Annotated in this window: 26 protein-coding genes; 12 read left to right on the forward strand and 14 right to left on the reverse strand. The window is 71.5% G+C overall.

The annotated features are described in order from the left end of the window. Positions 1-3: 3 nt before the first annotated feature. The gene (locus tag BGK67_RS21200; protein WP_069921548.1) at positions 4-624 is read left to right on the forward strand and encodes a hypothetical protein; all 621 of its coding nucleotides are present in this window, start codon (positions 4-6) and stop codon (positions 622-624) included. On the opposite strand, the gene BGK67_RS21205 is transcribed toward BGK67_RS21200, so the two are convergent. Further along, positions 619-1,797 carry a class I SAM-dependent methyltransferase gene (locus tag BGK67_RS21205; RefSeq protein ID WP_069921549.1) on the reverse strand — a complete coding sequence of 393 codons (1,179 nt, stop codon included), beginning with the start codon at positions 1,795-1,797 and terminating at the stop codon, positions 619-621. The two genes, BGK67_RS21200 and BGK67_RS21205, sit on opposite strands and share 6 nt — an antisense overlap. A 129-nt stretch (positions 1,798-1,926) precedes the next feature. Between BGK67_RS21205 and BGK67_RS21210 the strand changes: the two genes are divergently transcribed. After that, on the forward strand, positions 1,927-2,877 hold the full coding sequence (locus BGK67_RS21210) for a polysaccharide deacetylase family protein (protein ID WP_069921550.1): 951 nt from the start codon (positions 1,927-1,929) through the stop codon (positions 2,875-2,877). Beyond that, a complete protein-coding gene (locus BGK67_RS21215; protein ID WP_244291281.1) occupies positions 2,874-3,758 on the forward strand; it encodes a polysaccharide deacetylase family protein in 885 nt (294 codons plus the stop codon). The genes BGK67_RS21210 and BGK67_RS21215 overlap by 4 nt, the downstream gene beginning before the upstream one ends. Before the next feature lie 97 nt (positions 3,759-3,855). Here BGK67_RS21215 and BGK67_RS21220 read toward each other — a convergent pair whose 3' ends face one another. Next, positions 3,856-4,095: a hypothetical protein gene (locus BGK67_RS21220; RefSeq protein ID WP_079154304.1), complete on the reverse strand. Its 240-nt coding sequence runs from the start codon at positions 4,093-4,095 to the stop codon at positions 3,856-3,858. Then, positions 4,088-4,252: a hypothetical protein gene (locus tag BGK67_RS38990; protein ID WP_167739587.1), complete on the reverse strand. Its 165-nt coding sequence runs from the start codon at positions 4,250-4,252 to the stop codon at positions 4,088-4,090. Before BGK67_RS38990 ends, BGK67_RS21220 begins: the two co-directional genes overlap by 8 nt. 199 nt (positions 4,253-4,451) lie before the next feature. On the opposite strand from BGK67_RS38990, the gene BGK67_RS21225 reads away from it, so the two are divergent. After that, positions 4,452-5,210, forward strand: a complete 759-nt coding sequence (locus BGK67_RS21225) for a GntR family transcriptional regulator (protein WP_069921552.1) — start codon at positions 4,452-4,454, stop codon at positions 5,208-5,210. Positions 5,211-5,248: 38 nt separating this feature from the next. On the opposite strand, the gene BGK67_RS21230 is transcribed toward BGK67_RS21225, so the two are convergent. The 5 genes from BGK67_RS21230 to BGK67_RS37650 all read right to left on the reverse strand — a co-directional run bounded on the left by BGK67_RS21230 (position 5,249) and on the right by BGK67_RS37650 (position 10,636). Beyond that, a complete protein-coding gene (locus tag BGK67_RS21230) occupies positions 5,249-6,667 on the reverse strand; it encodes an FtsW/RodA/SpoVE family cell cycle protein (RefSeq protein WP_069921553.1) in 1,419 nt (472 codons plus the stop codon). Next, on the reverse strand, positions 6,655-7,899 hold the full coding sequence (locus tag BGK67_RS21235) for an LCP family protein (protein WP_069921554.1): 1,245 nt from the start codon (positions 7,897-7,899) through the stop codon (positions 6,655-6,657). Before BGK67_RS21235 ends, BGK67_RS21230 begins: the two co-directional genes overlap by 13 nt. Before the next feature lie 113 nt (positions 7,900-8,012). Continuing rightward, positions 8,013-9,416: a sensor histidine kinase gene (locus BGK67_RS21240; protein WP_244291282.1), complete on the reverse strand. Its 1,404-nt coding sequence runs from the start codon at positions 9,414-9,416 to the stop codon at positions 8,013-8,015. After that, positions 9,409-10,089, reverse strand: coding sequence for a response regulator transcription factor (locus tag BGK67_RS21245; RefSeq protein WP_069921555.1), 681 nt, complete (start codon positions 10,087-10,089; stop codon positions 9,409-9,411). The genes BGK67_RS21240 and BGK67_RS21245 overlap by 8 nt, the downstream gene beginning before the upstream one ends. A 10-nt stretch (positions 10,090-10,099) precedes the next feature. Next, positions 10,100-10,636 carry a hypothetical protein gene (locus BGK67_RS37650; RefSeq protein ID WP_141754040.1) on the reverse strand — a complete coding sequence of 179 codons (537 nt, stop codon included), beginning with the start codon at positions 10,634-10,636 and terminating at the stop codon, positions 10,100-10,102. Positions 10,637-10,893: 257 nt separating this feature from the next. On the opposite strand from BGK67_RS37650, the gene groES reads away from it, so the two are divergent. After that, a complete protein-coding gene (gene groES / locus BGK67_RS21255) occupies positions 10,894-11,202 on the forward strand; it encodes a co-chaperone GroES (RefSeq protein ID WP_007265952.1) in 309 nt (102 codons plus the stop codon). 133 nt (positions 11,203-11,335) lie between these two features. Next, positions 11,336-12,964: a chaperonin GroEL gene (gene groL / locus BGK67_RS21260; RefSeq protein WP_069921557.1), complete on the forward strand. Its 1,629-nt coding sequence runs from the start codon at positions 11,336-11,338 to the stop codon at positions 12,962-12,964. A 102-nt stretch (positions 12,965-13,066) separates the two neighbouring features. On the opposite strand, the gene BGK67_RS21265 is transcribed toward groL, so the two are convergent. The 3 genes from BGK67_RS21265 to BGK67_RS21275 form a co-directional block, all read right to left on the reverse strand. Further along, positions 13,067-13,756, reverse strand: a complete 690-nt coding sequence (locus tag BGK67_RS21265) for an ester cyclase (RefSeq protein WP_069921558.1) — start codon at positions 13,754-13,756, stop codon at positions 13,067-13,069. 90 nt (positions 13,757-13,846) lie between these two features. After that, positions 13,847-14,620 (reverse strand): SDR family NAD(P)-dependent oxidoreductase, encoded by a 774-nt coding sequence (locus BGK67_RS21270; RefSeq protein WP_069921559.1) that lies wholly within the window; start codon positions 14,618-14,620, stop codon positions 13,847-13,849. Positions 14,621-14,651: 31 nt separating this feature from the next. Next, the gene (locus tag BGK67_RS21275) at positions 14,652-15,338 is read right to left on the reverse strand and encodes an MOSC domain-containing protein (protein WP_069924011.1); all 687 of its coding nucleotides are present in this window, start codon (positions 15,336-15,338) and stop codon (positions 14,652-14,654) included. Between the two features lie 89 nt (positions 15,339-15,427). Between BGK67_RS21275 and BGK67_RS21280 the strand changes: the two genes are divergently transcribed. Further along, positions 15,428-16,327 (forward strand): LysR family transcriptional regulator, encoded by a 900-nt coding sequence (locus tag BGK67_RS21280; protein ID WP_069924012.1) that lies wholly within the window; start codon positions 15,428-15,430, stop codon positions 16,325-16,327. 133 nt (positions 16,328-16,460) lie between these two features. On the opposite strand, the gene BGK67_RS21285 is transcribed toward BGK67_RS21280, so the two are convergent. Further along, entirely contained in the window at positions 16,461-16,787 is a 327-nt protein-coding gene (locus tag BGK67_RS21285) for a WhiB family transcriptional regulator (protein WP_069921560.1), read from the reverse strand. Positions 16,788-17,176: 389 nt separating this feature from the next. On the opposite strand from BGK67_RS21285, the gene BGK67_RS21290 reads away from it, so the two are divergent. The 4 genes from BGK67_RS21290 (at position 17,177) to BGK67_RS21305 (ending at position 21,619) form a co-directional block, all read left to right on the forward strand. Continuing rightward, on the forward strand, positions 17,177-17,788 hold the full coding sequence (locus BGK67_RS21290) for a response regulator transcription factor (RefSeq protein ID WP_003948568.1): 612 nt from the start codon (positions 17,177-17,179) through the stop codon (positions 17,786-17,788). Between the two features lie 284 nt (positions 17,789-18,072). Then, the gene (locus tag BGK67_RS21295) at positions 18,073-18,702 is read left to right on the forward strand and encodes a sigma-70 family RNA polymerase sigma factor (protein WP_079154306.1); all 630 of its coding nucleotides are present in this window, start codon (positions 18,073-18,075) and stop codon (positions 18,700-18,702) included. A gap of 135 nt (positions 18,703-18,837) precedes the next feature. Then, positions 18,838-20,337, forward strand: a complete 1,500-nt coding sequence (guaB, locus tag BGK67_RS21300) for an IMP dehydrogenase (RefSeq protein WP_069921561.1) — start codon at positions 18,838-18,840, stop codon at positions 20,335-20,337. Positions 20,338-20,494: 157 nt separating this feature from the next. After that, positions 20,495-21,619 (forward strand): GuaB3 family IMP dehydrogenase-related protein, encoded by a 1,125-nt coding sequence (locus BGK67_RS21305; RefSeq protein WP_069921562.1) that lies wholly within the window; start codon positions 20,495-20,497, stop codon positions 21,617-21,619. 76 nt (positions 21,620-21,695) lie between these two features. Here the strand turns inward: BGK67_RS21305 and BGK67_RS21310 are convergent, their stop codons facing one another. Both BGK67_RS21310 and BGK67_RS21315 read right to left on the reverse strand, forming a co-directional pair. Next, a complete protein-coding gene (locus tag BGK67_RS21310) occupies positions 21,696-22,172 on the reverse strand; it encodes a hypothetical protein (protein WP_069921563.1) in 477 nt (158 codons plus the stop codon). A 117-nt stretch (positions 22,173-22,289) separates the two neighbouring features. Next, the gene (locus BGK67_RS21315; RefSeq protein WP_069921564.1) at positions 22,290-23,519 is read right to left on the reverse strand and encodes a nucleotide sugar dehydrogenase; all 1,230 of its coding nucleotides are present in this window, start codon (positions 23,517-23,519) and stop codon (positions 22,290-22,292) included. 257 nt (positions 23,520-23,776) lie between these two features. Between BGK67_RS21315 and BGK67_RS21320 the strand changes: the two genes are divergently transcribed. Continuing rightward, the gene (locus tag BGK67_RS21320) at positions 23,777-25,483 is read left to right on the forward strand and encodes a glycerol-3-phosphate dehydrogenase/oxidase (protein WP_069921565.1); all 1,707 of its coding nucleotides are present in this window, start codon (positions 23,777-23,779) and stop codon (positions 25,481-25,483) included. Positions 25,484-25,491: the final 8 nt, after the last annotated feature.

Genomic DNA, 25,491 nt, shown 5'->3' on the forward strand with positions numbered 1-25,491 from the left:
TGCATGCCTCGCCGTGACCTGCCGCCCCCGCCGCCGCCCGCGCACCTGCGCGACTGGCTGGACGGGGCCGCCGTACGGGCCGACCGCGCACGGTTCCTGCGCGATCTGGGCCGACGCAGCCTGGGCGTGGGGCGGCTGCTGCGCCTGTGGGCCGTCGCGGCCGTCTTCGTCCTCGGCTGGTGCTTCGTCGGCACGGCCTGGATGGCCTTCGAACAGCACGACCCCTTCGGCCGCGTCCACGGCCTCGTCCTCGCCGCCCTCGGTGCCGGCGTGCTGATTCCGGCCGGCATCTGGTGCGTCCGGGGGGCCCGGCGCGACCGGCAGGTGCGGCAACTGCTGCACGCCTGGGCGGAGTCGGACCGGGACCCGGTCGCCGACGCCCGCGTCCGGGCCCCCGGGCTGAGCCTGACCTGGTGCGTGGCCTCGTTCGCCCTGGGCGCGGTCGGGCTGTGGGTGGCCTTCGGCGCCGCCGCCTCGGCCGACCCGGTGCGCACGACGTACGGCGAGATCGCGTACCTCATGGGCATCGGCCAGATCCTGTGGGTCACCGGCCTGCTGGGCCTCGCCAAGGCCGCCGCACACCACCGCTGGACGGTCCGGGCCTTCCGCGCACCCGCGTCATAGCTCGCGGGCCGGCGCCCCGATCAGCATCGACGGGGCGCCCGCGACGCGGGTCAGGAAGACCGTCGCCGCGTGCGGGCCCTGCGGCTTGACCTTCCTGCGGAGCTCCTCCGGCTCGATGGCCGAGCCGCGCTTCTTCACGGTGAGGACGCCCACCCCGCGCTCGCGCAGCAGCGCCTTCAGCTTCTTCAGCCCGAAGGGCAGCACGTCGGTGATCTCGTACGCCGTCGCGTACGGCGTCGCGCGCAGCTCGTCGGCGGTGATGTACGCGATGGTCGGGTCGATCAGCCTGCCGTCGAGCTGCTCGGCGACCTCGGCCACGAGGTGGGCGCGGATCACGGCGCCGTCGGGCTCGTAGAGCCAGCGGCCGACCGGGCCCGCCTCCGGGTCGGGCAGCGGGTCGGCGGTCTGCAGGGCGCGCGGCCCGGGCAACAGGGTGGCGCGCACGGTCCCCGGCGAGGTCCCAAACCAGAGCACGGCCTCCTTCACGTCCCCCTGGTCGGAGATCCACTCGGCCTCGGCCTCGGCCGGGACCGCCTCGTGCGGGATCCCGGGTGCGATCTTGATCGCGGCGTACTTCGCCGTACGGGCCGTCTCCACGGCCCAGGACAGCGGCGGCGAGTACGACTCCGGATCGAAGATCCGGCCGCGCCCGCCGCGCCGGGCCGGGTCGATGAAGACGGCGTCGTAGCCGGCGGTGTCCACCTCCGTCACGTCCGCCTCCCGGACCTCGATCAGGTCCGCCAGTCCCAGCGCCTCGGCGTTGGCCCGGGCGACGGCGACCGTCAGCGGGTCGTGGTCGACGGCGAGCACCCGGATGCCGAGCCGCGCCAGGGCGAGCGCGTCCCCGCCGATGCCGCAGCACAGGTCCGCGAGGCTGCGCACGCCGAGCGCGGCGAGCCGCTCGGCGCGGTACGAGGCCACGGACGCGCGGGTCGCCATCTCGCCGCCACCGGGCGTGAAGTACATCCGGAACGCGTCCTGCGCGCCGAACTTCGCCACCGCGCGCTGCCGCAGCCGGGCCTGCCCGAGCGCGGCGGAGACCAGTGCGGCGGGGTGCTCGCGGCGCAGCCGGGTGGCGAGGGCCAGCTCCTGCGCGGGGTCGTGGTCGCGGAGCGAGTCGAGGAGGGCGCGCCCCTCGGGGGTGAGGAGGGCGGCGAAGTCTTCGGGGGTCACGGATCCATTGTCGGCGACGCGCGGCGACGCGCGGGGGCGCGCGGGGGTGTGGGCCAGTCGGTGGAAGGTGGGGCTCCGCTCGCGGTGTCTTCCGGGGAGCCCGCGTGTCGGGTGCCAGGATGCGCAGCTATGCAGCTAGTCCGACAAAAGGAAGATAAGACGCAACAGGGTCACCGGTACGCGGCGGGTCCGCGCGGCCGGTTCGGGGTGGCCGTGGCCGCCCTGCTGGTAGCCGCCCTCGGCACGGCGTGCGGCTCCGGGGGGTCCGAGGGGCCGGACAAGGCCGAGAAGGCGAAGGCGGCCAAGGGTGCGGAGGCGGGGGCGGCGGGCGCGCTCAGCGCCGCCGAGAAGGCCAAGGCGGCCCAGCAGGCGCGCATCGCGGCGGTCAAGAAGTGGCGGCTGGCCAAGACCCCGCTGACCGCCCCGCCGGCGCCGAAGGAGAAGCCCGAGCTCACCACGCGCGACGGCTTCGAGGTGGAGGACCAGGAGGAGTACCCGCCGGTCTTCACCACCATCGACACGGAGGACAAGGTCGTCTTCCTGACCGTCGACGACGGCGCGGAGAAGGACCCCGAGTTCCTGAAGATGATGCAGGAGCTGAAGATCCCGTACACGGCCTTCCTCAGCGACTACATCGTCAAGGACAACTACCCCTACTTCAAGGAGATGCAGGCCGCCGGCGTCACCCTGAACAACCACACGCTCAACCACCGGTACATGCCGGGCCTCTCGTACGAGCAGCAGCGCGAGGAGATCTGCGGCCAGCAGGACACGATCCGGAAGCAGTTCGGCAAGCGGCCCACCCTCTTCCGCCCGCCGTACGGCAACTACAACCAGGACACCCTGCGCGCGGCGAAGAACTGCGGGATCAAGGCGGTGCCGCTGTGGAACGCGGAGGCCTTCCCGAACCGGATGGAGTACCGCGAGTGGGACCGCGACCTGCACCCCGGTGACATCATCCTGACCCACTTCCGGGGCAAGGACGACTGGAAGGGCACAATGCCTGACATGATCCGTCAGGTCATGAAGACCGTCACGGACAAGGGATACGCCGTGGCTCGCCTGGAGGACTATCTGTGAAGCACGCGCGCCGGTTGGTAGCCGGATCGCTGGCGGCCGGCGCGCTGGCGCTGTCCCTGACGGGGTGCGGGGACGGCGCGGCCCCCACCGAGCGGCTGGGGCCCAAGGCGAAGGCGACGCAGGAGCCGTCGGCCGCTCCCGCGTCGCCGTCCGCGTCGGCCTCCGCCCCCTCGGCGGGCGGGGCCTCGGACGAGGCGTACCGCAAGTGGGGCCTGACGGCCCCCGTCGCGTACGCGCCGAAGCCCGCCCAGAAGCCGCAGCTGCCCAAGGCGGACCCGGGCAAGGTCCCGGTGATAGACCGAATACCCGTCGCGCCCGAGGACAAGGTCGTCTTCCTGACCTTCGACGACGGCGCGGAGAAGGACCCCGAGTTCCTGAGGATGGCCGCCGATCTGCAGCTGCCGATCAGCATGTTCCTGACGGACAGCGCGGCCTCGTCGGACTACGGGCACTTCGAGAAGCTCCGCGACAACGGCTCCGCGAGCACCATAAACAACCACACCCTGACGCACCCGAACCTGCGCACGCTGCCCTTCGCGGCGCAGAAGCACGAGATATGCGGCCAGCAGGACCGGCTCGAGAAGCGCTTCGGCCGCCGCCCGCCGCTCTTCCGCCCGCCCTTCGGCAACTACAACGACGACACCCTCCGGGCCGCCTCGGAGTGCGGGGTCTCGTCCCTGGTGCTGTGGCGGGTCTCGATGCAGATCAACAACTTCCAGTACGCCGAGGGCTCCGCCCTCAAACCGGGCGACATCATCCTGGCGCACTTCCGCGGCCCCGCGGAGCTCAAGGGCGCCACGGAGACCCAGATGACGGCGCGCATGCTCCAGCGCATCCAGGAGCAGGGCTACCGGATAGGGCGCCTGGAGGACTACCTGTAGGCGCTACCGGGCCGGTTAACGCCTGGTCAGCTCCCCCACCTCGGCCCGGCTGCGACACCCGCCGCCGGCCGCCCGGCGCCGGACGGAGGTCCCGTCGCTACCGCATGCGCCCTGCGTCCTGGTCCCCGGTGACGGGCTGAATGTTGGCGGCTGCGGTGGTGAACTCCCGCCCACACGCGCCTCGGACGTAGGCCAGCTCCACCCAGTGCTCACGCACGGCCGAATCCGAGACGTTCTCGTGAATCACGGCCATCAGCTCGCCCTCGGCACCGGAGGCGATGTCACGCACGCGTCGGCGCAGCAGTCGATGCGGCACGTACGCGTACCGCTCACTCATCGGGCACCCCCTCGAACGTGCCGATGAACCGCTCCCACCCCACGAGCGCGCGGTCGAGCAGATCCGATCCGCTCCCTATCGCCACATCCGCCCCCACCGAAGAGCCGTCGTCGGCACCGACGACCAGCACCTCGCGGTTGCATCGAACCTGAGTCATGGAAACCACTCCTCGGCGTCGAGGCCACGTCACAAGCGACCTCTCTAGAGATGGCTCAACTACATCCGATCGCGCCCTGTCCGTCAATACATCTCTAGAGATGTCACCTCTATAGTTGAGTGCGGGCGACGAAGCCGGTGCGTGCGGGGGCGTATCCCTGGCTCTAGGGTGTCTAGAGAGGCGAAGGAGTGATCGGTTCATGACCAGCCAGGGTGGTGCCCGTCAGCCGAAGTACCAGCGGATCGCGGATGCGCTGAAGGCGGCCATCCGGTCGGGCGAGTACGGTCCGGGTGACCGGCTGCCGGGTGAGAACGACCTCATGGCCACCTACGAGGTCGCACGGATGACCGCACGTCAGGCCCTCGCCGTGCTCCAGAACGAGGGTCTCGCGGAGGCGCGCAAGGGGGCGGGCGTCTTCGTGCGGGCCTTCAGGCCCCTGCGGCGACGGGGCGTCCAGCGGTTGGCGCGGGAGCAGTGGGGGTCGGGCCGGTCCGTCTGGTCCGCCGATACCGAGGACCGCGAGCTCGTCGTCGATCAGATCGAGGTGCGCGAAGGGACGGCGAGCGAGCGCGTCGCCGACGCCCTCGGGGTGTCGCCCGGCACGCCCGTCTGGGTGCGTGGCCGCCGCTTCGTGCTCGACGGCAAGCCGGTGCTGTTCGCGACCTCGCACCTGCCCGCCGACATCGTCGCCGCATCCGCCATCGCCCAGATCGACCCCGGCCCGGGCGGCACCTACGCCCGCCTGGCCGAACTGGGCCACGAGCCGGTGCACTTCCGGGAGGAGATCCGCTCCCGCATGCCCTCGGCAACGGAGGCCGAGCGCCTCTCGCTCGCGCTCGGCACCCCCGTGATCCAGATCGTGCGCACGGCATTCGCCCAAGGCGGCCGGGCCGTCGAAGTGAACGAGATGACCCTCGACTCCGCTTCCTACGTCCTGGAATACGACTTCGACGCCTGACCCGCCGTACCGCTGTGCCGTACGGCCATCGGCCCCGGTCAGCCGGCTCCCGCCCGGGTGACGTCCCCCGCCACCACCGGCGTGATCGTCGTCTCCGCCGGGCCGCGGGCGTCCGCCTCGCGCTGGCGTTCCGCGCTGTCGCTGATGCGCAGGAGCAGGGCGATCATGATCCAGTTGGCCAGGAGGGACGAGCCGCCCTTCGCCAGGAACGGCAGGGCCTTGCCGGTCAGGGGGATCAGGCCCGTGACGCCGCCCGCCACCACGAAGACCTGGAGGGCCAGGGCCGCGGCGAGGCCCACCGCCAGCAGCTTGCCGAAGGGGTCGCGGGCGCCGAGCGCCATCCGCAGCCCGCGCTGCACGAGGAGCGCGTACAGGATCAGGACGGCCATCACCCCGGCCAGCCCGAGCTCCTCGCCGACCGTCGTGAGGATGAAGTCGCTGCGCCCCGCGAACTTGATCAGCTCCGGGTGCCCCATGCCCAGGCCGGTCCCCGACATGCCGCCGGTGCCGAAGCTGAACAGCGCCTGCGCCGACTGGTCCGAGGTGACCCCGGCCGGCCGGTTCTCCCAGTAGTACGACAGCGGGTTGAGCCACGCCGCCACGCGCGCCTTGACGTGCGGTTCCGTCGAGCCCACCGCGAAGGCGCCCACCGCCGCCATGAACAGGCCGCACACGATCCAGCCGGTGCGCTCGGTGGCCACGTACAGCATCACCACGAAGACGCCGAAGAAGATCAGCGAGGTGCCGAGGTCGCGTTCGAAGACCAGCACCAGCATGGAGACGATCCATACCGTGATGATCGGCCCCAGCTGCCGCATCGGGGGCAGCCGCATGCCGAGGAACTTGCGGCCCGTCAGGGCCAGCGAGTCCCGGTGGATGACCAGATATCCGGCGAAGAAGATCGCGATCATGATCTTCACGAACTCGCCCGGCTGCAGCGAGAAGCCGAAGAGGATGATCCAGCGCTTCGCCCCGTACGTGTCCGCACCGAAGAAGGCCGGCGCGATCAGCAGCACCAGCGCGACGGCCATCGTGAGGTAGATGAACCGCTGCAGCAGCCGGTGGTCGCGCAGCAGCGCCACCACCAGGATGCAGGCGGCGACGCCGACCACCGTCCACATCAGCTGGCCCGGAGCGTTCGCGTCCGAGCCGTACCGGTCGATGTACCCCTGGTCGAGGCGGTGGATCAGCACCAGCCCCAGCCCGGTCAGCAGCATGGCGAGCGGGAAGATCAGCGGGTCCGCGTACGCGGCGAACCGGCGGATGCCCAGGTGCCCGACCAGCGACAGCAGCGTCATGCTGATCGTGAAGCCGGTGAGGTTGGGCGGCAGCGCGCCGTTCATGGCGAGACCGGCGTTGGCGTGGCCGAACACGGCGATCGCGACGACGAAGACCAGCAGCAGCGCCTCGGTGCGGCGGCGCGAGCCCGCCGACGTCAGGGGCCTCAGTCCACGCACGGGATGCCGCCACCGTCCGCGGAGCCGGACGAGGGTGCGGGGGCGGGTGACGCGGGAGGTGCGGCCGGCCCGGGCGACGCGGAGGGCGCCCCTCCCGAGCCCGAGCCCGCCCCCGAACCCGATGCTGAAGCGGCGCCCGGTGCGCTCGGGCTCGGAGTGGCCTTCGGCCCGATCTGCTCGGCAATGAGGCGCTTTATCTTCATATCATCTACGACGTTGATGTCCTCCCCATGGTTCCTTCCGAAACCCTCGATGGGGAGTGTCGTGAAGCGCACCTTCCCGCCGGACAGGTTCTTCGCCTGCTTCACGAACGACAGCAGGTCCCACCCCTCGTCCGTCACCACGTCCTGCTTCGCGGCGTCGATCAGCTTCATCAGCTTCACCGGATCGGTGAAGGTCCCGGCCGAGTTCAACTTCTTCGTCGCGCCCGCGAGGAAGGCCTGCTGCCGCTTCGTCCGGTCCAGGTCACCCCTGGCCAGGCCGTGCCGCTGACGGACGAAGGCGAGCGACTGCTGCCCGTTCAGGGTCTGCGGGCCCGCCGGGAAGTCGGCGCCGGAGTACCTGTCCTTCACCGGCTTGTTCAGGCACACCGGTACCCCGCCCAGGGCGTCGGCGAGGTGGTAGAAACCGGCCAGGTTCAGCTCGGCGAAGTGGTCGATCGGGACCCCCAGGAAGTTCCGCACGGTCTCGATCTCGGCTTTGCGCCCCGCCTCCCGGCCCTCGCGCTCCAGCCGCCGCCGGTCGCCGACCCCCTGTGTGACGAGCTGCTCCTGCTTCTTCTCCTTCGCGAGCCCGTACGCCTTCTTGATCTTGTCCTTGCCGTGGCCCGGTATGTCGACGAAGTCGTCGCGCGGGATCGAGAAGGCCTTCGCCTGGCCGCCGTCGGCGGGTACGTGGAGCAGGATCAGGGTGTTCGCGTTGTAGCCGCCGATGTCCGAACTGCCGGCGTGCAGCTTGTCCAGCACGTCGTCCGGCAGGTCCTCGCCGTTCTGGTCCTTGCGGCTGTCCAGGCCCATGAGCAGGACGTTCACATCACCGGACGCCGACTTCCGCGCTCCCTCCAGGGCCTTGGAGCTGCCGATGCTGGAGGCCAGGTCCCGGTACAGGTACCAGGCGCCGCCGCCCGCCATGACCGCCAGCGCGCAGCTGGTGATCAGCATCGTGCGGCCGAGCCGCCGACGGCGGGAGGGCCGGTGGCCTGGGGCGGTCGTCTTCCTCCGGTGCGCGCTCATGCCTGTCGATGGTGGGGGAGGGACGCTGAAGGAATCCTGAGTGCCGGCGGGAGCGCCGCGTTCCGAAGGCGGCGGCGCACCCGGTGGCACCGGCGTACCGAAGGCGCCGACGGCTACCGGCACGGGATGCGCAGCACCAGCCGCGCGCCCCCGTCGGGCGCCGGCAGCGCTCGTACGTCGCCCCCGTGCGCCCGCGCGATCTCCCGGGCGATGGCCAGGCCGAGCCCCGTCCCGCCGCTGGCCCGGCCGCGGCCCGCGTCCAGGCGTACGAACCGCTCGAACACCCGGTCCCGGTCCGCCTCCGGGATCCCCGGACCGTCGTCCGTGACCTCCAGCACCGCCCAGGCGCCGCCTCCCGCCGTGTCCGCGGCCGCGCGCACCACCACCACGGCGCGGGCGTACCGCAGGGCGTTGTCCACGAGGTTGGCCAGCGCCCGCTCCAGCCGCGCCGGGTCCCCGCCGGCCGGTACGGGCGTCCGCGCCTCCAGCCGCAGCGCCACCCGGGGCCCGCCCCGGCGCGCCACGTCCTCCGCGGCCAGCAGCGCCAGGTCGACCGGCTCGCTCCGCGGCCCCGGCCCGCCGTCGAGACGGGCCAGCAGCAGCAGGTCCGCCGCGATCCGCTGGAGCCGCTCGGTGTCGGCCAGCGCGGCCGCCACCGACTCCCGGTCGGGGCGGTCCATGGCCAGGGCCACCTCCAGTCGGGAGCGGACGGCGGCCAGCGGATTGCGCAGCTCGTGCGAGGCGTCCGCGGTGAACTGCCGCTGCCGGGCGTCGGCCCGCTCCAGCCGGTCCAGGGTGTCGTTGACGGTACGGGCCAGCTGCGCGATCTCGTCCGCCCCGCCCGGATCCGGAACCCGCCGGTCGAGCTCGCTCGCGGTGACCGCGGCCAGCTCGTTGCGGATGGCCGTCACCGGGCGCAGCGCGAACCCCGTCACCCGCCAGGCCAGGGCTGCGGCGAAGGCGATCAGCGGGGGTGCGCCCGCCAGCAGGCCGACCGCCACGGCCCCGGCCGCGTCGTCCACCTCCGCGAGCACGGTCACCGCGTACACGGTGTGCGGGTCGTGCGCGCCCGGCGGACCGGCGGCCTCCACCGCGACCGCCACGCGCCGCTCCCCGCCGGGGCGGTCGGGAGCCAGCACGGCCGACCGCGAGTCCTCCCCCGAACCGGAACCGGAACCCGCGTCGGCACGCGCCCCGGCGCCGCCCCCGGGGCTCAGCCGGCCCAGGTCCGGGAGGTCCGCGGGATCCCCGCTGGTCGCCACCGTGCGCCCCCGGGCGTCCCGTACGAGGACCAGGTCCACCCCGCGTTCGGGCGCGGGCAGCCGGCCGTCGGGCGGCAGGGTCCGGCTGTCGACCTGGACGGCGACCTTGCGGGCGGCGAGCTCGGTGCGCCCGGTGGTGTTGTCGAGCAGGTTGGCCCGCAGCAGGGCGTACAGCCACAGCCCGCCGGCGGCCAGGACGGCGGCCATCGCGAGGGCCGCGGCGATCGCCGTACGCGCCCGGACGGTACTAGCCACCGTCCGGGGCCATCCGGTAGCCGGTCCCGTGGACGGTGAGGATGGAGCGGCGGCCGAAGGGCGCGTCGATCTTCCGGCGCAGCGAGGAGACGTACACCTCGACGATGTTCGGGTCGATGCCGTGCGGGGCGTCCCAGACCTCGTCGAGGATGTCCTGCTTGGCGACGGCCTGCCCGGGCCGCTCCATCAGGCAGGCCAGTACGCCGAGTTCGCGGGCGGTGAGCTCGATGTCCTGGGAGCCGCGGCGGCAGCGGCGGCCCTGCGGGTCGAGGAGGAGGTCGCCGGCCTGCAGGGTGGAGCGGTCGGGCGCGCCCGCACGGCGGGCCAGCGCCCGGATCCGGGCGGCGAGGACCACGAAGGAGAACGGCTTGGTCAGGTAGTCGTCGGCCCCGGAGTCCAGGCCCTCGGCCTCGTCGTACTCGCCGTCCCGGGCGGTGAGCATCAGCACCGGGGTGGTGTCGCCGTGGGCGCGCAGGCGGGTGCAGATCTCGTAGCCGCTCACGCCCGGGAGCATCAGGTCGAGGAGGACCACCTCGTACGGGCCGCCGGCGAGGGCGAGGTCCAGGCCGCGGTGGCCGTCGTGCGCGACCTCGACCAGGTGCCCGTCGGCGGACAGGCCGCGCCGCAGGGATTCGGCGAGGCCTTCTTCGTCTTCGACCACGAGGATGCGCACCGCACAAGCCTCACATATCGGGCTGTGGTGCCGTTTTCGCCCTCGGTTCCGCCCCCGGGCCGGGTACCGGCCCCGCGCCGTCCGCCGTATCCACCCGCGAACCCCGCCTCCGCCCCCGGGCCCGCGCCAGCGCGTCCCGGGAGGCCGCGACGGCGGCCCACGCCGGGAAGGTGAGCGAGAGCACCCCCCCCGCCCCGGGGCCCAGCCACACCAAGACGCCGGGCCGCACGGCCGTGGTGGCGGACGGACCGAGGACGAACGCGGCCCGCGGCCCGTCCGGCCGGGTGTCGAAGCTGGTGTCGACCTCGACCCGGGGGATCGCGAACGATCCGTCGCCCGCCGCGAACGACCCCTCGCACATCCAGTGCTCGTCCCCGTCCGAGTCCAGCTCCTGCGTGCACCGCGTGGCGTGGAAGACGCCCTCCACCCCGGCCGCCTGGGCCGCCAGTCGCGGCACTGCGCCCGAGAGCATGTAGATCCCGGCCGCGAGGCCGACGGCGATCGGTAGGAGGTGCCGCGGGCGCACGCCGGAGTTTGTCCTGGTCATGACCGGAGAGTACTGAGATCGAACGCCCGTGCGCCCGGGTTTCGGGCGGTTCCGGGGGTCGCGCCACGCAACGCCCACCGTCGGGAATTGGCACTCCGCTTGACCGAGTGCTAATCACCGGAATAGTGTCGCACCTGGCACTCGCCACTGGTGAGTGCCAACACAGCGACAGGCAGGTCCGGCACCCGCGACGACGGATCGACCTGGTCGCCACCTCAGACAGTTAACCCCGGATCTCCGAAGGGGGAGGTCGGATCGTGACGACCGCCAGCTCCAAGGTTGCCATCAAGCCGCTCGAGGACCGCATTGTGGTCCAGCCGCTCGACGCCGAGCAGACCACGGCCTCCGGCCTGGTCATCCCGGACACTGCGAAGGAGAAGCCCCAGGAGGGCGTTGTCCTCGCCGTGGGCCCGGGCCGCTTCGAGGACGGCCAGCGTCTCCCGCTGGACGTCAACGTCGGCGACATCGTGCTGTACAGCAAGTACGGCGGCACCGAAGTGAAGTACAGCGGCGAGGAGTACCTCGTCCTCTCGGCTCGCGACGTGCTCGCGATCGTCGAGAAGTAATTCGCTTCAAGTTTTGATTTGAGCTGCGCCCCTGGTCACCCTGCTGATGCCGGGCGGCGAGGGGCGTAGTTCGTTCCAGGCGGTGGCGGTCGCGGTGAGCGGCCGATCGCAATGAGAGGACTGAACCGCTCCCATGCCGAAGATTCTGAAGTTCGACGAGGACGCCCGTCGCGCCCTCGAGCGCGGCGTCAACAAGCTTGCCGACACGGTCAAGGTGACGATCGGCCCCAAGGGCCGCAACGTCGTCATCGACAAGAAGTTCGGCGCCCCCACCATCACCAACGACGGCGTCACCATCGCGCGCGAGGTCGAGCTGGACGACCCGTACGAGAACCTGGGCGCGCAGCTCGTGAAGGAGGTGGCGACCAAGACCAACGACATCGCGGGTGACGGCACCACCACCGCCACCGTGCTGGCCCAGGCGCTGGTCCGCGAGGGTCTGCGCAACGTCGCCGCGGGCGCGTCCCCGGCCGCCCTGAAGAAGGGCATCGACGCCGCGGTCAAGGCCGTGTCCGAGGAACTCCTCGCGACCGCCCGCCCGATCGAGGACAAGTCCGACATCGCCGCCGTGGCCGCGCTCTCCGCGCAGGACCAGCAGGTCGGCGAGCTCATCGCCGAGGCGATGGACAAGGTCGGCAAGGACGGTGTCATCACCGTCGAGGAGTCCAACGCCTTCGGCCTGGAGCTGGAGTTCACCGAGGGCATGGCCTTCGACAAGGGCTACCTCTCGCCGTACATGGTCTCCGACCAGGAGCGTATGGAGGCCGTCCTCGACGACCCGTACATCCTGATCAACCAGGGCAAGATCTCCTCCATCCAGGACCTCCTGCCGCTGCTCGAGAAGGTCATCCAGGCCGGCGCCTCGAAGCCGCTGCTGATCATCGCCGAGGACGTCGAGGGCGAGGCGCTCTCCACCCTCGTCGTCAACAAGATCCGCGGCACCTTCAACGCGGTCGCCGTCAAGGCCCCCGGCTTCGGCGACCGCCGCAAGGCGATGCTGCAGGACATGGCCACCCTCACCGGTGCCACCGTCATCGCCGAGGAGGTCGGCCTCAAGCTCGACCAGGCCGGTCTGGACGTACTGGGCTCCGCCCGCCGCGTCACGATCTCCAAGGACGACACGACCATCGTCGACGGTGGCGGCAGCCACGAGGACGTCGTCGGCCGTGTCAACCAGATCAAGGCCGAGATCGAGTCCACCGACTCGGACTGGGACCGCGAGAAGCTGCAGGAGCGCCTGGCGAAGCTCGCCGGCGGCGTCTGCGTCATCAAGGTCGGCGCCGCCACCGAGGTGGAGCTCAAGGAGAAGAAGCACCGCCTCGAGGACGCCATCTCGGCGACCCGCGCCGCGGTCGAGGAGGGCATCGTCTCCGGCGGTGGCTCCGCGCTCGTCCACGCCGTCAAGGTCCTCGAGGGCAACCTCGGCCTGACCGGCGACGAGGCCACCGGTGTCGCGGTCGTGCGCCGCGCCGCCGTCGAGCCGCTGCGCTGGATCGCCGAGAACGCCGGCCTCGAGGGCTACGTCATCACCTCGAAGGTCGCCGAGCTCGACAAGGGCCAGGGCTTCAACGCCGCCACCGGCGAGTACGGCGACCTGGTCAAGGCCGGCGTCATCGACCCGGTGAAGGTCACCCGTTCCGCGCTGGAGAACGCCGCCTCCATCGCCTCCCTGCTGCTCACGACCGAGACCCTGGTCGTCGAGAAGCCGGCCGAGGAAGAGGGCGACGCCGGTCACGGCCACGGTCACGGCCACAGCCACTGATCGCGCACCACGCTCGGAAGGCCCCGTTCCGCCTCGGCGGAACGGGGCCTTCCCGTGTGCGGGGGTGCGCGGCCGAGTGCGCGAGCCCCGTGCGTGCGCGCCCTACACGGCGCCGAGTTGGCGCATTAGGCCCATGGCGTCCATGTGCCACCAGCCCTCGGCGATCATCCCGTCCTCGCAGCGGAACGTCGTGGAGCCGGTCATCGAGCACTTCTTGCCGGTGGGTGCGATGCCCTGGAACTCGCCCTTGTGGGTTCCGGTCCAGCTCCACACGGTGGTGACGTAGTCGCCCTCGGCCAGCTGCGCGTCCGTGGTGAACTCGAAGTCGAAGGCGTCGCGCCAGGCCGTGATGTCCTCGCGCATGACGTCCCGCCCGGTGGCGGTCCCGTTCTTCATGGTGTCGTGGTCGATGTACCGAGCCGTGAACATCTCGTCGACGAGGTCGAGGTTCCCCCTCATGACGCACTCGTCGAACATCCGGTTGACCATGTGCTTGTTGATGTTCTCGTCGCGGACCACGTCGAGGTTGGTGAACGTCGGCATCCCCTCGCACAGGGCCACCATCTCCTGGAACATCGTGTCCGTCTCCGGGAGGTGAGAGTTCTTCATGGCCTCTTCGTACGAGGGGAATTCGACCACGTCCACATAGTGGTTCTCGTTCTCGCGGTCCTTGCCCACCATGCTGTGGGTGACGGTGCGCCTGCCCTGGCTCTGCGAGACGTACCGGTCGAGCAGCTGGTTGAGATCGTCCTGCCGACTGGTCTTGTAATCGATTATCTGTACGAATGTCATGGCGTCTCCCGGGCTGGATGGGACACGTCCATTTTAGGTAGATTTCACCCATTCGGCGGGTTTACCGGCGAGTTACTGGGGTTACCGGGGTTACTGGGGTCCGTACTTGCGGCCCGTACGGGACGAGACTCCGCCCAGCAGCCCGCGCGGCGCCAGCTTCACCACGCCCATCAGCGCCTTGTACCGCGGGTCGGGGATCGACACCGCCTTGCCCCGCGCCAGGTCCGCCAGCGCCGCGGCCACCAGCTTGTCGGCGTCGAGCCACATCCAGCCGGGGATGTTGTCGGTGCCCATGCCGGCGCGCTGGTGGAACTCCGTCCGTACGAAGCCGGGGCACAGGGCCATCAGCCGCACGCCCGACCCCGACAGGTCCCGCGCCGCGCCCTGGGTGAACTGCACGACCCAGGCCTTGCTCGCCCCGTAGGTGCCGCGCGGTACGAACGCCGCCACCGAGGCCACGTTGATCACGCCGCCGCGGCCGCGCGAGCGCATCGACTCGGTGGCCGCCGAGGTCAGCCGCAGCACCGCCTCGATGTGCACCTTGAGCATGGTCAGCTCGTCGGCCATGGAGACCTCGAGGTAGCGGCCCTTGTTGCCGAAACCCGCGTTGTTGACCAGCAGGTCCACCGGGTGGGTGCGGTCGTCGAGCCGCCGCTCGACCGAGGCGATGCCCTCCTCCGTGGAGAGGTCGGCGGCCAGCACCTCGGCCTCGATGCCGTGCCGGTCGTGCAGTTCGGTGGCCTGCTCGCCGAGCCGCTTGGTGTCACGCGCCACCAGCACCAGGTTGTGGCCCTGGGCGGCGAGCCGCCGGGCGAAGGCGGCGCCGATGCCCGCCGTGGATCCCGTAATCAACGCAGTCGTCATAGGCGCAACCTAGCCGCCCCTCGTGACGGCGTTACCTCGACCCGTCCCCGGCCCCGTACTTCGCCACGTACTGCCGCACCTGCTCATGGGCCTCCGGCTCCATCGCCGCGCCCGCCGCCAGGGTGCGCGGCAGCAGGGCGCGCTCGGTGGTGAAGGCGCGGAACCACAGCTGGACCGTCACGTCGTGGTCCGGGCGGTGGATGAGGTCGATGGCGTCGCCGGGGGAGACCGAGCCCTCCTCGATCACCCGCAAGTACGCGCCGGGCCGTGCCTCCGCGGTGAACCGCTTGACCCAGGCGCGCTCCCCGAGGATCCCCTGGAAGGTCCGGCACGGGACGCGGGCCGAGGCCACTTCGAGGACCAGGTCCGCGCCCACCCGCCACCGGTCGCCGAGGCGCGCGGTGTTCAGGTCGATGCCGGAGGTGGTGAAGTTCTCGCCGAACGTCCCGGCCGGCAGCTCGCGGCCGAGCTCCGCCTCCCACAGGTCGAGGTCCTCGCGCGCGTACGCGTAGACGGCCTGGTGGTCGCCGCCGTGGTAGCGGCGGTTGCAGACGGCGTCGCCCTCGAGGCCGCTGCCCAGGCCGGTGGCCTTGGGGCCGGGGGCGGTCACGCGGACCGGTCCGGGTACCGGGAGCTTGCCGTGGCCGGTCAGGCCGCTTTCCGCTTCGGTGTAGTCGACGGCCGTGGCGCGGCCGAGGTTCACGGAGATCAGATGCATGGGGCCCATGAAAGCAAAATCAGCCGAGCCGCCCCAAAGTGGCGAGGGGATATTCGCGTGGCAGTCAAAGCTGGGCTTATGCTCCAGTGGTGATCGAGGCACGTCATCTCCGGGTTCTGCGCGCTGTCGCCGGGACCGGGTCCTTCTCCGCCGCCGCCCGCGAGCTCGGCTGCACCCAGCCGGCCGTCTCCCAGCAGATGAAGGCGCTGGAGCAGTCGGCCGGCACCCCCCTGCTCATCCGGACCGGCCGCGAGATGCGGCTGACCCAGGCCGGTGAGGCCCTGGTCCGGCATGCCGCGGGGATCCTGGCCGGGCTGACCGCCGCCGAGGAGGAGGTCGCGGCCATCGCCGGGCTGCGCGCGGGGCGGGTGCGGCTGGTGTCCTTCCCCAGCGGCAGCTCCACCCTGGTGCCGACCGCCCTCGCGGCGATGCGCGCCGAGCACCCGGGGACCCGCATCTCCCTGGTCGAGGCCGAACCGCCGCGCTCGGTGGAGATGCTGCGGGAGGGGGACTGCGACCTGGCGCTGGCCTTCCGCTACGGCGGGGCGGCCGGATCCGCGGCGGAGTGGGAGGACCTGGTGGTGCGCCCGCTGCTGACGGACCGGCTCGTCGGGCTGGTCCCCGAGGGCCACCGGCTGGCCGGGGCCGAGCGCGTGGGCATGGCGGAGCTGGCCGACGAGCCGTGGATCGCGGGCTGTCCGCGCTGCCGCCGCCATCTGGTGGAGGTGTGCGAGGGCGCGGGCTTCACCCCGCGGATCGACTTCGCGACCGACGACTATCCGGCGGTCGTCGGCCTGGTGGGGGCGGGGCTGGGCGTCGCGGTGCTGCCGGAGCTCGCGGTGGAGTCCGTACGGGCCAAGGGCGTCAGCACGGTGGCGGTGGAGCCGGCCGTGGAGCGGGAGGTCGTGGCGCTGACCCTGCCGGACCTGGCCCGGGTGCCGGCCGTGGCCGCGACGCTGGCCGAGCTGGAGCGGGCCGCCACGCGCTGACCGTACGTCCGGGGACGTACGGCCGAACGCGTGACTTTTCGCTCCGGAGCGCGACACGCCCGGCGGGCGCGGCGGACCGAAGGAACCCGCACGAATTTCGCAGGAACGTTCCTTCGGGCGTTTGTTCTCCCGTTCAGTGAGGCGTGATCGGTCCGATCGCACTGGACGCGGGGATCAGGCGGTGGCGCGCGCGGCCCATCAGCTCCTCCCGCTCGTCCTCCGTCAGCCCTCCCCACACTCCGTAGGGCTCGCGGACGGCGAGCGCGTGCGCGGCACATTCCGCGCGGACCGGGCATCGCATGCAGACCTCTTTAGCCGAGGCCTCGCGCGCGCTCCTGGCCGCGCCCCGCTCGCCTTCCGGGTGGAAGAAGAGGGAGCTGTCGACCCCACGGCAGGCAGCCAGCAGCTGCCAGTCCCAGAGGTCGGCGTTCGGTCCGGGGAGGCGGGAGAAATCTGCCATGGGTAGTCCTCTAGGTGCCGGTACTGAGGCGGATACGGTCGATGTCTCCAAGGGTCTCCACACCTACTGTCGGAGTAGATGTAAATATGACTCATTGGGAATCTAGCCTCAGACACGTGCCAAACGGAAGGAAAGCCGCCAAATAGGGCATAGCTCCAAATGGAGGACAGTTGCCTTGTGGCGTCCGTGTCGTGTTCGCTTCCTCACGTAGAGTGCCGAAGGTGTCCGTCCGACCCGTAACTCTTTCGAGTGACCATCGTTGAGAGTGCGAAGGCGGTTGAACCAATAAGTTCTCGGACAGGTGTCCGGGGGCATCGACCGCACAGGTGACGATACGTACCAGCCTGGAGGCTCAAGGTGACGCGCATCAGCAGCTGCGGAGGGCGGTCATGACTTCCGTCCTCGTCTGCGACGACTCCCCGCTTGCCCGAGAGGCGCTCCGTCGCGCGGTTGCCACCGTGCCCGGCGTCGAGCGTGTGACGACGGCTGCCAACGGCGAGGAAGTCCTCCGCCGCTGGGGTGCCGACCGCTCCGACCTCATTCTGATGGATGTACGGATGCCCGGGCTGGGCGGTGTCGAGACGGTCCGCCGGCTGCTCTCGGCCGACCCCGGCGCCCGCATCATCATGCTGACGGTCGCCGAGGACCTGGACGGCGTGGCCCTCGCGGTCGCCGCCGGCGCCCGGGGCTACCTACACAAGGACGCCTCGCGCGCCGAACTGCGGGCCACGGTCACCCAGGCGTTGGCCGACCCGACCTGGCGACTGGCCCCGCGCCGCCTGCGCTCGGCCGAGATGGGCGCCGCGCCCACGCTCACCGCGCGCGAGATCCAGGTGCTGGAGGGCATGAGCCACGGCCGGTCCAACGCGGAGATCGGGCGCGAGCTCTTCCTCTCCGAGGACACGGTCAAGACGCACGCCCGCAGGCTGTTCAAGAAGCTCGGCGCCTCGGACCGCGCGCACGCCGTCGCGCTCGGCTTCCGCTGGGGCCTGGTCCGCTGACCCACGGGCCACGGCCCGGTCCGACGACCGTGAGCCCCGTCGTACCCGGTGCGCAGCCGGGGATTGGCGGGGCACAATCCGGGGGACGTGTCGCTTCGTGCGCGATGCCGCATCCTTGAGGGTGTGCCGCATTCTTGGAAATGTGGGATCCCCGTCCCGGGGATCATTCGGCGAGCGGGAGGGGGGTGCAGACCATGAGTTCCGGCGCACCCGCTCATAACGCTTCGATGCACGAAACCGGCCGTGGTGCCACGGAACCTCAGGCGCCAAGGCACCATGGATCGATGCGCGACGACGAGGCCCCGGGGTCACCCGCGGCCACAGGCCCGACCGGCGCCGCCAAGGGCGGCAGTGCCGGGGCCGTCAGCGCGCTCGTACGCCGGGCGGTGGAGGGCGACGAGCAGGCCACGCACGACCTGCTCGCCTTCGTTCACCCGCTCGCGATCCGCTACTGCCGCACCCGGCTGTCGCGGCTTCCGGGTGATGCCCGCCACTTCGTGGAGGACCTGGCGCAGGAGGTCTGCGTCGCCGTCCTGATGGCCCTGCCGCGCTACCGGGACACCGGCCGGCCCTTCGAGGCCTTCGTCTTCGCCATCGCCGCGCACAAGGTCGCCGACCTGCAGCGGGCCGCCATGCGGCACCCGGGCAGCACGGCCGTCCCCTCCGACGAGATGCCGGAGCGGCCCGACGACTCGCTCGGCCCGGAGGAGCGGGCGCTGCTCAGCAGCGACGCGGCCTGGGCCAAGAAGCTCCTGGCCAATCTGCCGGAGAACCAGCGCGAGCTCCTCGTCCTGCGGGTGGCCGTCGGGCTGACCGCCGAGGAGACCGGGCAGATGCTCGGCATGTCGCCGGGGGCGGTGCGGGTCGCCCAGCACCGCGCCCTCAGCAGGCTGCGCGCGCTCGCCGAGCAGTAGGAACCGCGGGGCGCGTCCGCCGGTCCGTCGTAGGAACCGACGAAACTTCCGATCGGCCTGGCTCGTGGAATGAGACGCTGCGGGATCCCGTTAGCATGGACATCCGCGCTGAGCAAGACCATTTGGGAAGGTGTCATGACTACCGACGGAGTGCCCGACAAATTCGCCACGCTCGGACTGACCTACGACGACGTGCTGCTGCTGCCGGGCGCGTCGGACATGGCCCCGGACGAGATCGACACCTCCTCCCTCATCTCGCGCAACGTCCGGGTTAACGTCCCCCTGCTGTCCGCCGCCATGGACAAGGTCACCGAGGCCCGCATGGCCATCGCGATGGCCCGCCAGGGCGGTGTCGGCGTACTGCACCGCAACCTCTCCATCGCCGACCAGGCCAACCAGGTCGACCTGGTCAAGCGCTCCGAGTCCGGCATGGTCACCGACCCGATCACGGTGCACCCGGACGCGACGCTCGGCGAGGCCGACCGGCTGTGCGCGAAGTTCCGCATCTCCGGCGTCCCGGTCACCGACGCCGCCGGCAAGCTGCTGGGCATCGTCACCAACCGCGACATGGCCTTCGAGTCCGACCGCAGCCGCCAGGTGCGCGAGGTCATGACGCCGATGCCGCTGGTCACGGGCAAGGTCGGCATCTCCGGCGTGGACGCCATGGAGCTGCTGCGCCGCCACAAGATCGAGAAGCTTCCGCTGGTCGACGACGCGGGCATCCTCAAGGGCCTCATCACGGTCAAGGACTTCGTCAAGGCCGAGCAGTACCCGAACGCCGCCAAGGACAAGGGCGGCCGGCTGCTGGTCGGTGCGGCGGTCGGTGTCGCCGGCGACGCGTACGACCGCGCCCAGGCGCTGATCGAGGCGGGCGCCGACTTCATCGTCGTCGACACCGCCCACGGCCACTCCCGCCTGGTCGGCGACATGGTCGCCAAGATCAAGTCGAACTCCTCCGTCGACGTCATCGGCGGCAACGTCGCCACCCGCGACGGCGCCCAGGCGCTGATCGACGCCGGCTGCGACGGCATCAAGGTCGGCGTCGGCCCCGGCTCCATCTGCACCACCCGCGTCGTCGCCGGCATCGGCGTCCCGCAGGTCACCGCGATCTACGAGGCCGCGCTCGCCGCCAAGGCCGCGGGCGTCCCGGTCATCGGCGACGGCGGCCTCCAGTACTCCGGCGACATCGCCAAGGCCCTGGTCGCGGGCGCCGACACGGTGATGCTCGGCTCGCTGCTCGCGGGCTGCGAGGAGTCCCCGGGCGAGCTGCTCTTCATCAACGGCAAGCAGTTCAAGTCCTACCGCGGCATGGGCTCGCTCGGCGCGATGCAGTCCCGTGGCGACCAGCGCTCCTTCTCCAAGGACCGCTACTTCCAGGAGGGCGTGGGCGGCGACGACAAGCTCATCCCCGAGGGCATCGAGGGCCAGGTGCCCTACCGCGGTCCGCTCTCCGCGGTCGTGCACCAGCTCGTCGGCGGCCTGCGCCAGTCGATGTTCTACGTCGGCGGCCGCACGGTTCCCGAGCTGCAGGACCGGGGCCGCTTCGTGCGGATCACCTCGGCCGGCCTCAAGGAGAGCCACCCGCACGACATCCAGATGACGGTCGAAGCGCCGAACTACTCCCGCAAGGGCTGACCGGTGTGAGGTGAGGGGGCGGGCCCGCGAGGGGCCCGCCCCCTTCGCCGTTCTCCGGGCCGGAGGGGGTTCGGCGTCCGTACAGCGGGCACCGGAACGCGGGCCCCCGGCGTTCGGGGATACTGGACGGGCAGACCCAGAGGAAAGGCCACCACACGTGACTGAGATCGAGATCGGGCGCGGCAAGCGCGGCCGCAGGGCGTACGCGTTCGACGACATCGCCATCGTCCCGAGCCGGCGGACCCGGGACCCGAAGGAGGTCTCGATCGCCTGGCAGATCGACGCGTACCGCTTCGAGCTCCCCTTCCTGGCCGCCCCCATGGACTCGGTCGTCTCCCCGCAGACCGCGATCCGCATCGGCGAGCTCGGCGGCCTCGGCGTGCTGAACCTCGAAGGCCTGTGGACCCGGTACGAGGACCCGCAGCCGCTGCTCGACGAGATCGCGGAGCTGGACGAGCAGGCCGCGACCCGCCGTCTCCAGGAGATCTACTCCGCCCCCATCCAGGCGGACCTGATCCGGCAGCGCATCAAGGAGGTGCGCGACTCGGGCGTCGTCACCGCCGCCGCGCTGTCCCCGCAGCGCACCGCCGAGTTCTCCAAGGCCGTCGTGGACGCGGGCGTGGACATCTTCGTGATCCGCGGCACCACCGTGTCCGCGGAGCACGTCTCGGGCGCCGCCGAGCCGCTGAACCTGAAGCAGTTCATCTACGAGCTCGACGTCCCGGTCATCGTGGGCGGCTGCGCCACCTACACCGCCGCCCTGCACCTGATGCGCACCGGCGCGGCGGGCGTCCTGGTCGGCTTCGGCGGCGGCGCCGCGCACACCACCCGCAACGTGCTCGGCATCCAGGTCCCGATGGCGACCGCCGTCGCGGACGTGGCCGCGGCCCGCCGCGACTACATGGACGAGTCCGGCGGCCGGTACGTGCACGTGATCGCCGACGGCGGCGTGGGCTGGTCGGGCGACATCCCCAAGGCCGTCGCCTGCGGCGCCGACGCCGTGATGATCGGTTCCCCGCTGGCCCGCGCGACGGACGCGCCGGGCAAGGGCAACCACTGGGGCATGGAGGCCGTCCACGAGGACGTGCCGCGCGGCAAGAAGGTCGACCTGGGCACGGTCGGCACCACCGAGGAGATCCTCACCGGCCCGTCGCACACCCCGGACGGCTCGATGAACATCTTCGGCGCGCTGCGCCGCTCGATGGCCACCACCGGCTACAGCGAGCTCAAGGAGTTCCAGCGGGTCGAGGTCACGGTCGCGGACTCGCAGCACAGCCGCTGACGCTTCCCGTACCTACGCCGGAGGGCCGGCACCCCGCTCGGGGTGCCGGCCCTCCGGCGTACGCGGTGGCGCGGGGTCAGTCGCTGACCTTCTTGGCCGAACCGAAGGCGACGAAGCCGCCGATCGCGAGGAAGAGGAAGGACATGGCGTCCATGCTCTCCTTCCAGACGTCGTTCAGGCCGCTGACGCCCGCCTGGCCGAGGACCTCGCCCACGCCGACCTTGCCGTAGTCGGCCAGCACGAGCGCGATGAAGAAGAGCTGGCCGAGGTAGACGGCGCCGAGCGAGAGGACGGCGGCGACCACGGGCAGGACGGGGTTGCGTCCGCCGATCTTTCCGGCGGCGAGGCCCACGAGGAGGCCGACACCGGCCGCGGCGTAGCCGATCTCGCGGTCGATGGCGTTCATGATGCCGCCGTAGGCGCCGGCCGCGACCAGGGCCGCGACGACGGCGGCGACGATGCCGAGGCCGAGGTTGCCGGTGCGGGCCGGGGCCGGGGCGGCCGGGGCCTCGGTGAAGGAGTCGGGCGCCGGCGGCAGGAAGTTCTGGCTCATGTGGGAAATCCCCCCCAGGGATTCGGGCATGCGAACGCCCGGAGGGCGTAAGTGCGAGATAAGTGACGCCGCAGGCTAGCAGGCCGCACGGACATCCGTGAGGGGGAATTTCCGAAGTCAGAGCCGGTGGGCGGCGCCCGCCGGGCTGGCTCCTCGGGTGTCCAGGAGCAGCTGGGCCTTCACCGCGAGTCCTTGCAGGTCGTAGGTGCGGTGGTGCTGGAGGAGGATCGTCAGGTCGGCGTTGGCGGCGGCCTCGTACAGGGACTCGGCGCGCGGCACCGGCTGGTCCCTGACCCGCCAGCCCGTGATGAACGGGTCGTGGTAGCTGACGAGCGCCCCCAGGTCGAGCAGGCGGCTGGCGATTTCGCGCGCCGGGGAGCCCTCCTGGTCGGCGAGGTCGGGCTTGTAGGTGACGCCGAGGAGCAGGACGCGGGCGCCGCGCGCGGATTTGCCGTGCTCGTTCAGCAGGGTGGCGGAACGCTGGATGACGTATTGCGGCATCCGGTTGTTGATCTCCTGGGCCAGGCCGATCATGCGCAGGGGGTGGCCCGGGGTGCGGGTGGTGTGGGGGAGGTAGTTCGGGTCGAGGGGGACCCCGTGGCCGCCGACGCCGGGTCCGGGGCGGAACGCCTGGAAGCCGTACGGCTTGGTCTCGGCGCAGCGGATGACGTCCCACAGGTCGACGCCGAGGTCGTGGCAGAGCACGGCCATCTCGTTCATGAGGGCGATGTTGACGTGCCGGTAGTTGGTCTCCAGGAGCTGTACCGTCTCGGCCTCGCGCAGGCCGCGGGCCCGGACCACCTTCTCGGTGAGCCGGGCGTAGAAGGCGTGCGCGGACTCGGTGCAGGCGGGGGTGAGGCCGCCGATCACCTTGGGGGTGTTGGAGATGCCGTGCGTGCGGTTGCCCGGGTCGAGGCGGCTGGGGGAGTAGGCCAGGTGGAAGTCCCGGCCGGCCCGCAGCCCGGAGCCCGCCTCGAGGACGGGTCGCAGGTAGTCCTCGGTGACGCCCGGGTGGACGGCGGACTCGAGGATCACGGTGGTGTGCGGGCGGAGCCGGGCTGCGAGCACCTGGCCCGCCTCGCCGATGGCGGAGAGGTCCAGTGCGCGGTCGGCGCCGAGCTGGGTGGGGGCGCAGATGACGGCGGTACGGACCCGGCCGAGCTCGGCGGGGTTGGTGGTGACCCGGAAGCCGGCCGCCGACATGCGGCGGATCTCGGCGGCGGTGAGGGTGGAGTCCGTGACCGGACCGCTGTCGTAGCCGACCGTCTCGATCCCGGCGGCCACGGCCGCCTGGGCGAGGGGGAGGCCGAGATGGCCGAGTCCGATGACGGCGAGGTCTGCGGGCATGGGGGTGCCGTCCCTTCCCTGACATGAGGGGGATGCGCGCGCAAGCCCTGTGGACGCGGAAAGCCCCCGGGAGCTGGCGCAATGTCAGACTAGGCGTATATATGACAGATATGTCGCATTCCGGAGTGGTGGTCGCCGTTGTGTTGTCCACAGGCGGTGGCTGATGTGGGTGCGGGCGGTCAGAATCATGGAACGGGGAATGTGAGCGGGATCACCCCGCACGACGCGGGGAGCACCCGCACCAACGGGAGGCAGCCGTGAGGACAGCGACACTGGGACCGGCGCAGCGCGCCGAAGCCCTCGCCCGGATGGCCGAGCGGGAGCTGGACGTACTGGTCGTGGGCGCGGGCGTGGTCGGCGCCGGCACGGCGCTCGACGCGGCGACCAGAGGGCTGTCCACCGGTCTGGTGGAGGCGCGCGACTGGGCCTCCGGCACCTCCAGCAGGTCGAGCAAGCTCATCCACGGCGGCCTGCGGTATCTGGAGATGCTCGACTTCGCCCTGGTGCGGGAGGCGCTGAAGGAGCGCGGCCTGCTCCTCGAGCGCCTCGCGCCGCACCTGGTGAAGCCGGTGCCGTTCCTCTACCCGTTGCAGCACAAGGGCTGGGAGCGGTGGTACGCGGGATCGGGCGTGGCGCTGTACGACGCGATGTCCGTCTCCAGCGGGCACGGCCGGGGCCTGCCGGTGCACCGGCACCTCTCGCGCAAGCGGGCCCTGCGGGTGGCCCCGGCCCTGCGCAAGGACGCGCTGGTGGGCGCGCTGCAGTACTACGACGCCCAGATGGACGACGCGCGGTATGTGGCCACGCTGGTGCGGACGGCCTCGGCGTACGGGGCGCACTGCGCCAACCGGGCGAGGGTGATCGGGTTCCTGCGCGAGGGCGAACGGGTGGTCGGCGCCCGGGTCCGGGACGTCGAGGGCGGCGGGGAGTACGAGATCCGCGCGAAGCAGGTCGTGAACGCCACCGGGGTGTGGACGGACGACACCCAGGCGCTGATCGGGGAGCGCGGGCAGTTCCACGTCCGGGCGTCGAAGGGCATCCACCTGGTCGTACCGAAGGACCGGATCCACTCGACCACCGGGCTGATCCTGCGGACCGAGAAGTCGGTGCTGTTCGTCATCCCGTGGGGGCGGCACTGGATCGTGGGGACCACGGACACCGACTGGGACCTGGACAAGGCGCACCCGGCGGCGTCGAGCGCGGACATCGACTACCTGCTGGAGCACGTGAACTCGGTGCTGGCGGTGCCGCTGACGCGGGACGACGTCCAGGGCGTGTACGCGGGCCTGCGGCCGCTGCTGGCCGGGGAGTCGGACGCGACGAGCAAGCTGTCGCGCGAGCACACGGTGGCGCATCCGGTGCCGGGGCTGGTGGTCGTGGCGGGCGGCAAGTACACGACGTACCGGGTCATGGCCAAGGACGCGGTCGACGAGGCGGTGCACGGGCTGGACCAGCGGGTGGCGGAGTGCGTGACGGAGGACGTGCCGCTGGTGGGCGCGGAGGGGTACCGGGCGCTGTGGAACGCGCGGGCGCGGACGGCGGCTCGGACGGGGCTTCACGTGGTCCGGGTGGAGCACCTGTTGAACCGGTACGGGTCACTCGCGGAGGAACTGCTGGACCTGATCGCCGCCGATCCGGGGCTGGCTGAGCCGGTGTCGGGCGCGGACGACTACCTGCGGGCGGAGATCGTCTACGCGGCCTCGCACGAAGGGGCGCGCCACCTGGACGACGTGCTGACGCGGCGGACGCGGATCTCGATCGAGACCTTCGACCGGGGGACGCGCTCGGCGCGGGAGTGCGCGGAGTTGATGGCGCCGGTGCTGGGCTGGGACAAGCAGCAGATCGAGAAAGAAGTGGAGCACTACGAGAAGCGGGTCCAGGCGGAGCGGGAATCGCAGCGCCAGCCGGACGACCAGACGGCGGACGCCGCGCGGCTGGGGGCGCCCGACATCGTTCCGTTGTAACTCCGGGA

The sequence above is a fragment of the Streptomyces subrutilus genome (assembly GCF_001746425.1).
Taxonomy (GTDB): Bacteria; Actinomycetota; Actinomycetes; order Streptomycetales; family Streptomycetaceae; genus Streptomyces; species Streptomyces subrutilus_A.

Coding starts and splice junctions, on each gene's coding strand:
- BGK67_RS21235 (WP_069921554.1), bottom strand. CDS start 7,899: ATGAGCGCGCACCGGAGGAAGACGACCGCCCCAGGCCACCGGCCCTCC.
- BGK67_RS21310 (WP_069921563.1), bottom strand. CDS start 22,172: ATGAGCCAGAACTTCCTGCCGCCGGCGCCCGACTCCTTCACCGAGGCC.
- BGK67_RS21275 (WP_069924011.1), bottom strand. CDS start 15,338: ATGCATCTGATCTCCGTGAACCTCGGCCGCGCCACGGCCGTCGACTAC.
- BGK67_RS21265 (WP_069921558.1), bottom strand. CDS start 13,756: ATGACATTCGTACAGATAATCGATTACAAGACCAGTCGGCAGGACGAT.
- guaB (WP_069921561.1), top strand. CDS start 18,838: ATGACTACCGACGGAGTGCCCGACAAATTCGCCACGCTCGGACTGACC.
- BGK67_RS21290 (WP_003948568.1), top strand. CDS start 17,177: ATGACTTCCGTCCTCGTCTGCGACGACTCCCCGCTTGCCCGAGAGGCG.
- BGK67_RS21270 (WP_069921559.1), bottom strand. CDS start 14,620: ATGACGACTGCGTTGATTACGGGATCCACGGCGGGCATCGGCGCCGCC.
- BGK67_RS37650 (WP_141754040.1), bottom strand. CDS start 10,636: ATGACCAGGACAAACTCCGGCGTGCGCCCGCGGCACCTCCTACCGATC.
- BGK67_RS21225 (WP_069921552.1), top strand. CDS start 4,452: ATGACCAGCCAGGGTGGTGCCCGTCAGCCGAAGTACCAGCGGATCGCG.
- groL (WP_069921557.1), top strand. CDS start 11,336: ATGCCGAAGATTCTGAAGTTCGACGAGGACGCCCGTCGCGCCCTCGAG.
- BGK67_RS21285 (WP_069921560.1), bottom strand. CDS start 16,787: ATGGCAGATTTCTCCCGCCTCCCCGGACCGAACGCCGACCTCTGGGAC.
- BGK67_RS21295 (WP_079154306.1), top strand. CDS start 18,073: ATGCGCGACGACGAGGCCCCGGGGTCACCCGCGGCCACAGGCCCGACC.
- BGK67_RS21220 (WP_079154304.1), bottom strand. CDS start 4,095: ATGAGTGAGCGGTACGCGTACGTGCCGCATCGACTGCTGCGCCGACGC.
- BGK67_RS38990 (WP_167739587.1), bottom strand. CDS start 4,252: ATGACTCAGGTTCGATGCAACCGCGAGGTGCTGGTCGTCGGTGCCGAC.
- BGK67_RS21200 (WP_069921548.1), top strand. CDS start 4: ATGCCTCGCCGTGACCTGCCGCCCCCGCCGCCGCCCGCGCACCTGCGC.
- BGK67_RS21210 (WP_069921550.1), top strand. CDS start 1,927: ATGCAGCTAGTCCGACAAAAGGAAGATAAGACGCAACAGGGTCACCGG.
- BGK67_RS21315 (WP_069921564.1), bottom strand. CDS start 23,519: ATGCCCGCAGACCTCGCCGTCATCGGACTCGGCCATCTCGGCCTCCCC.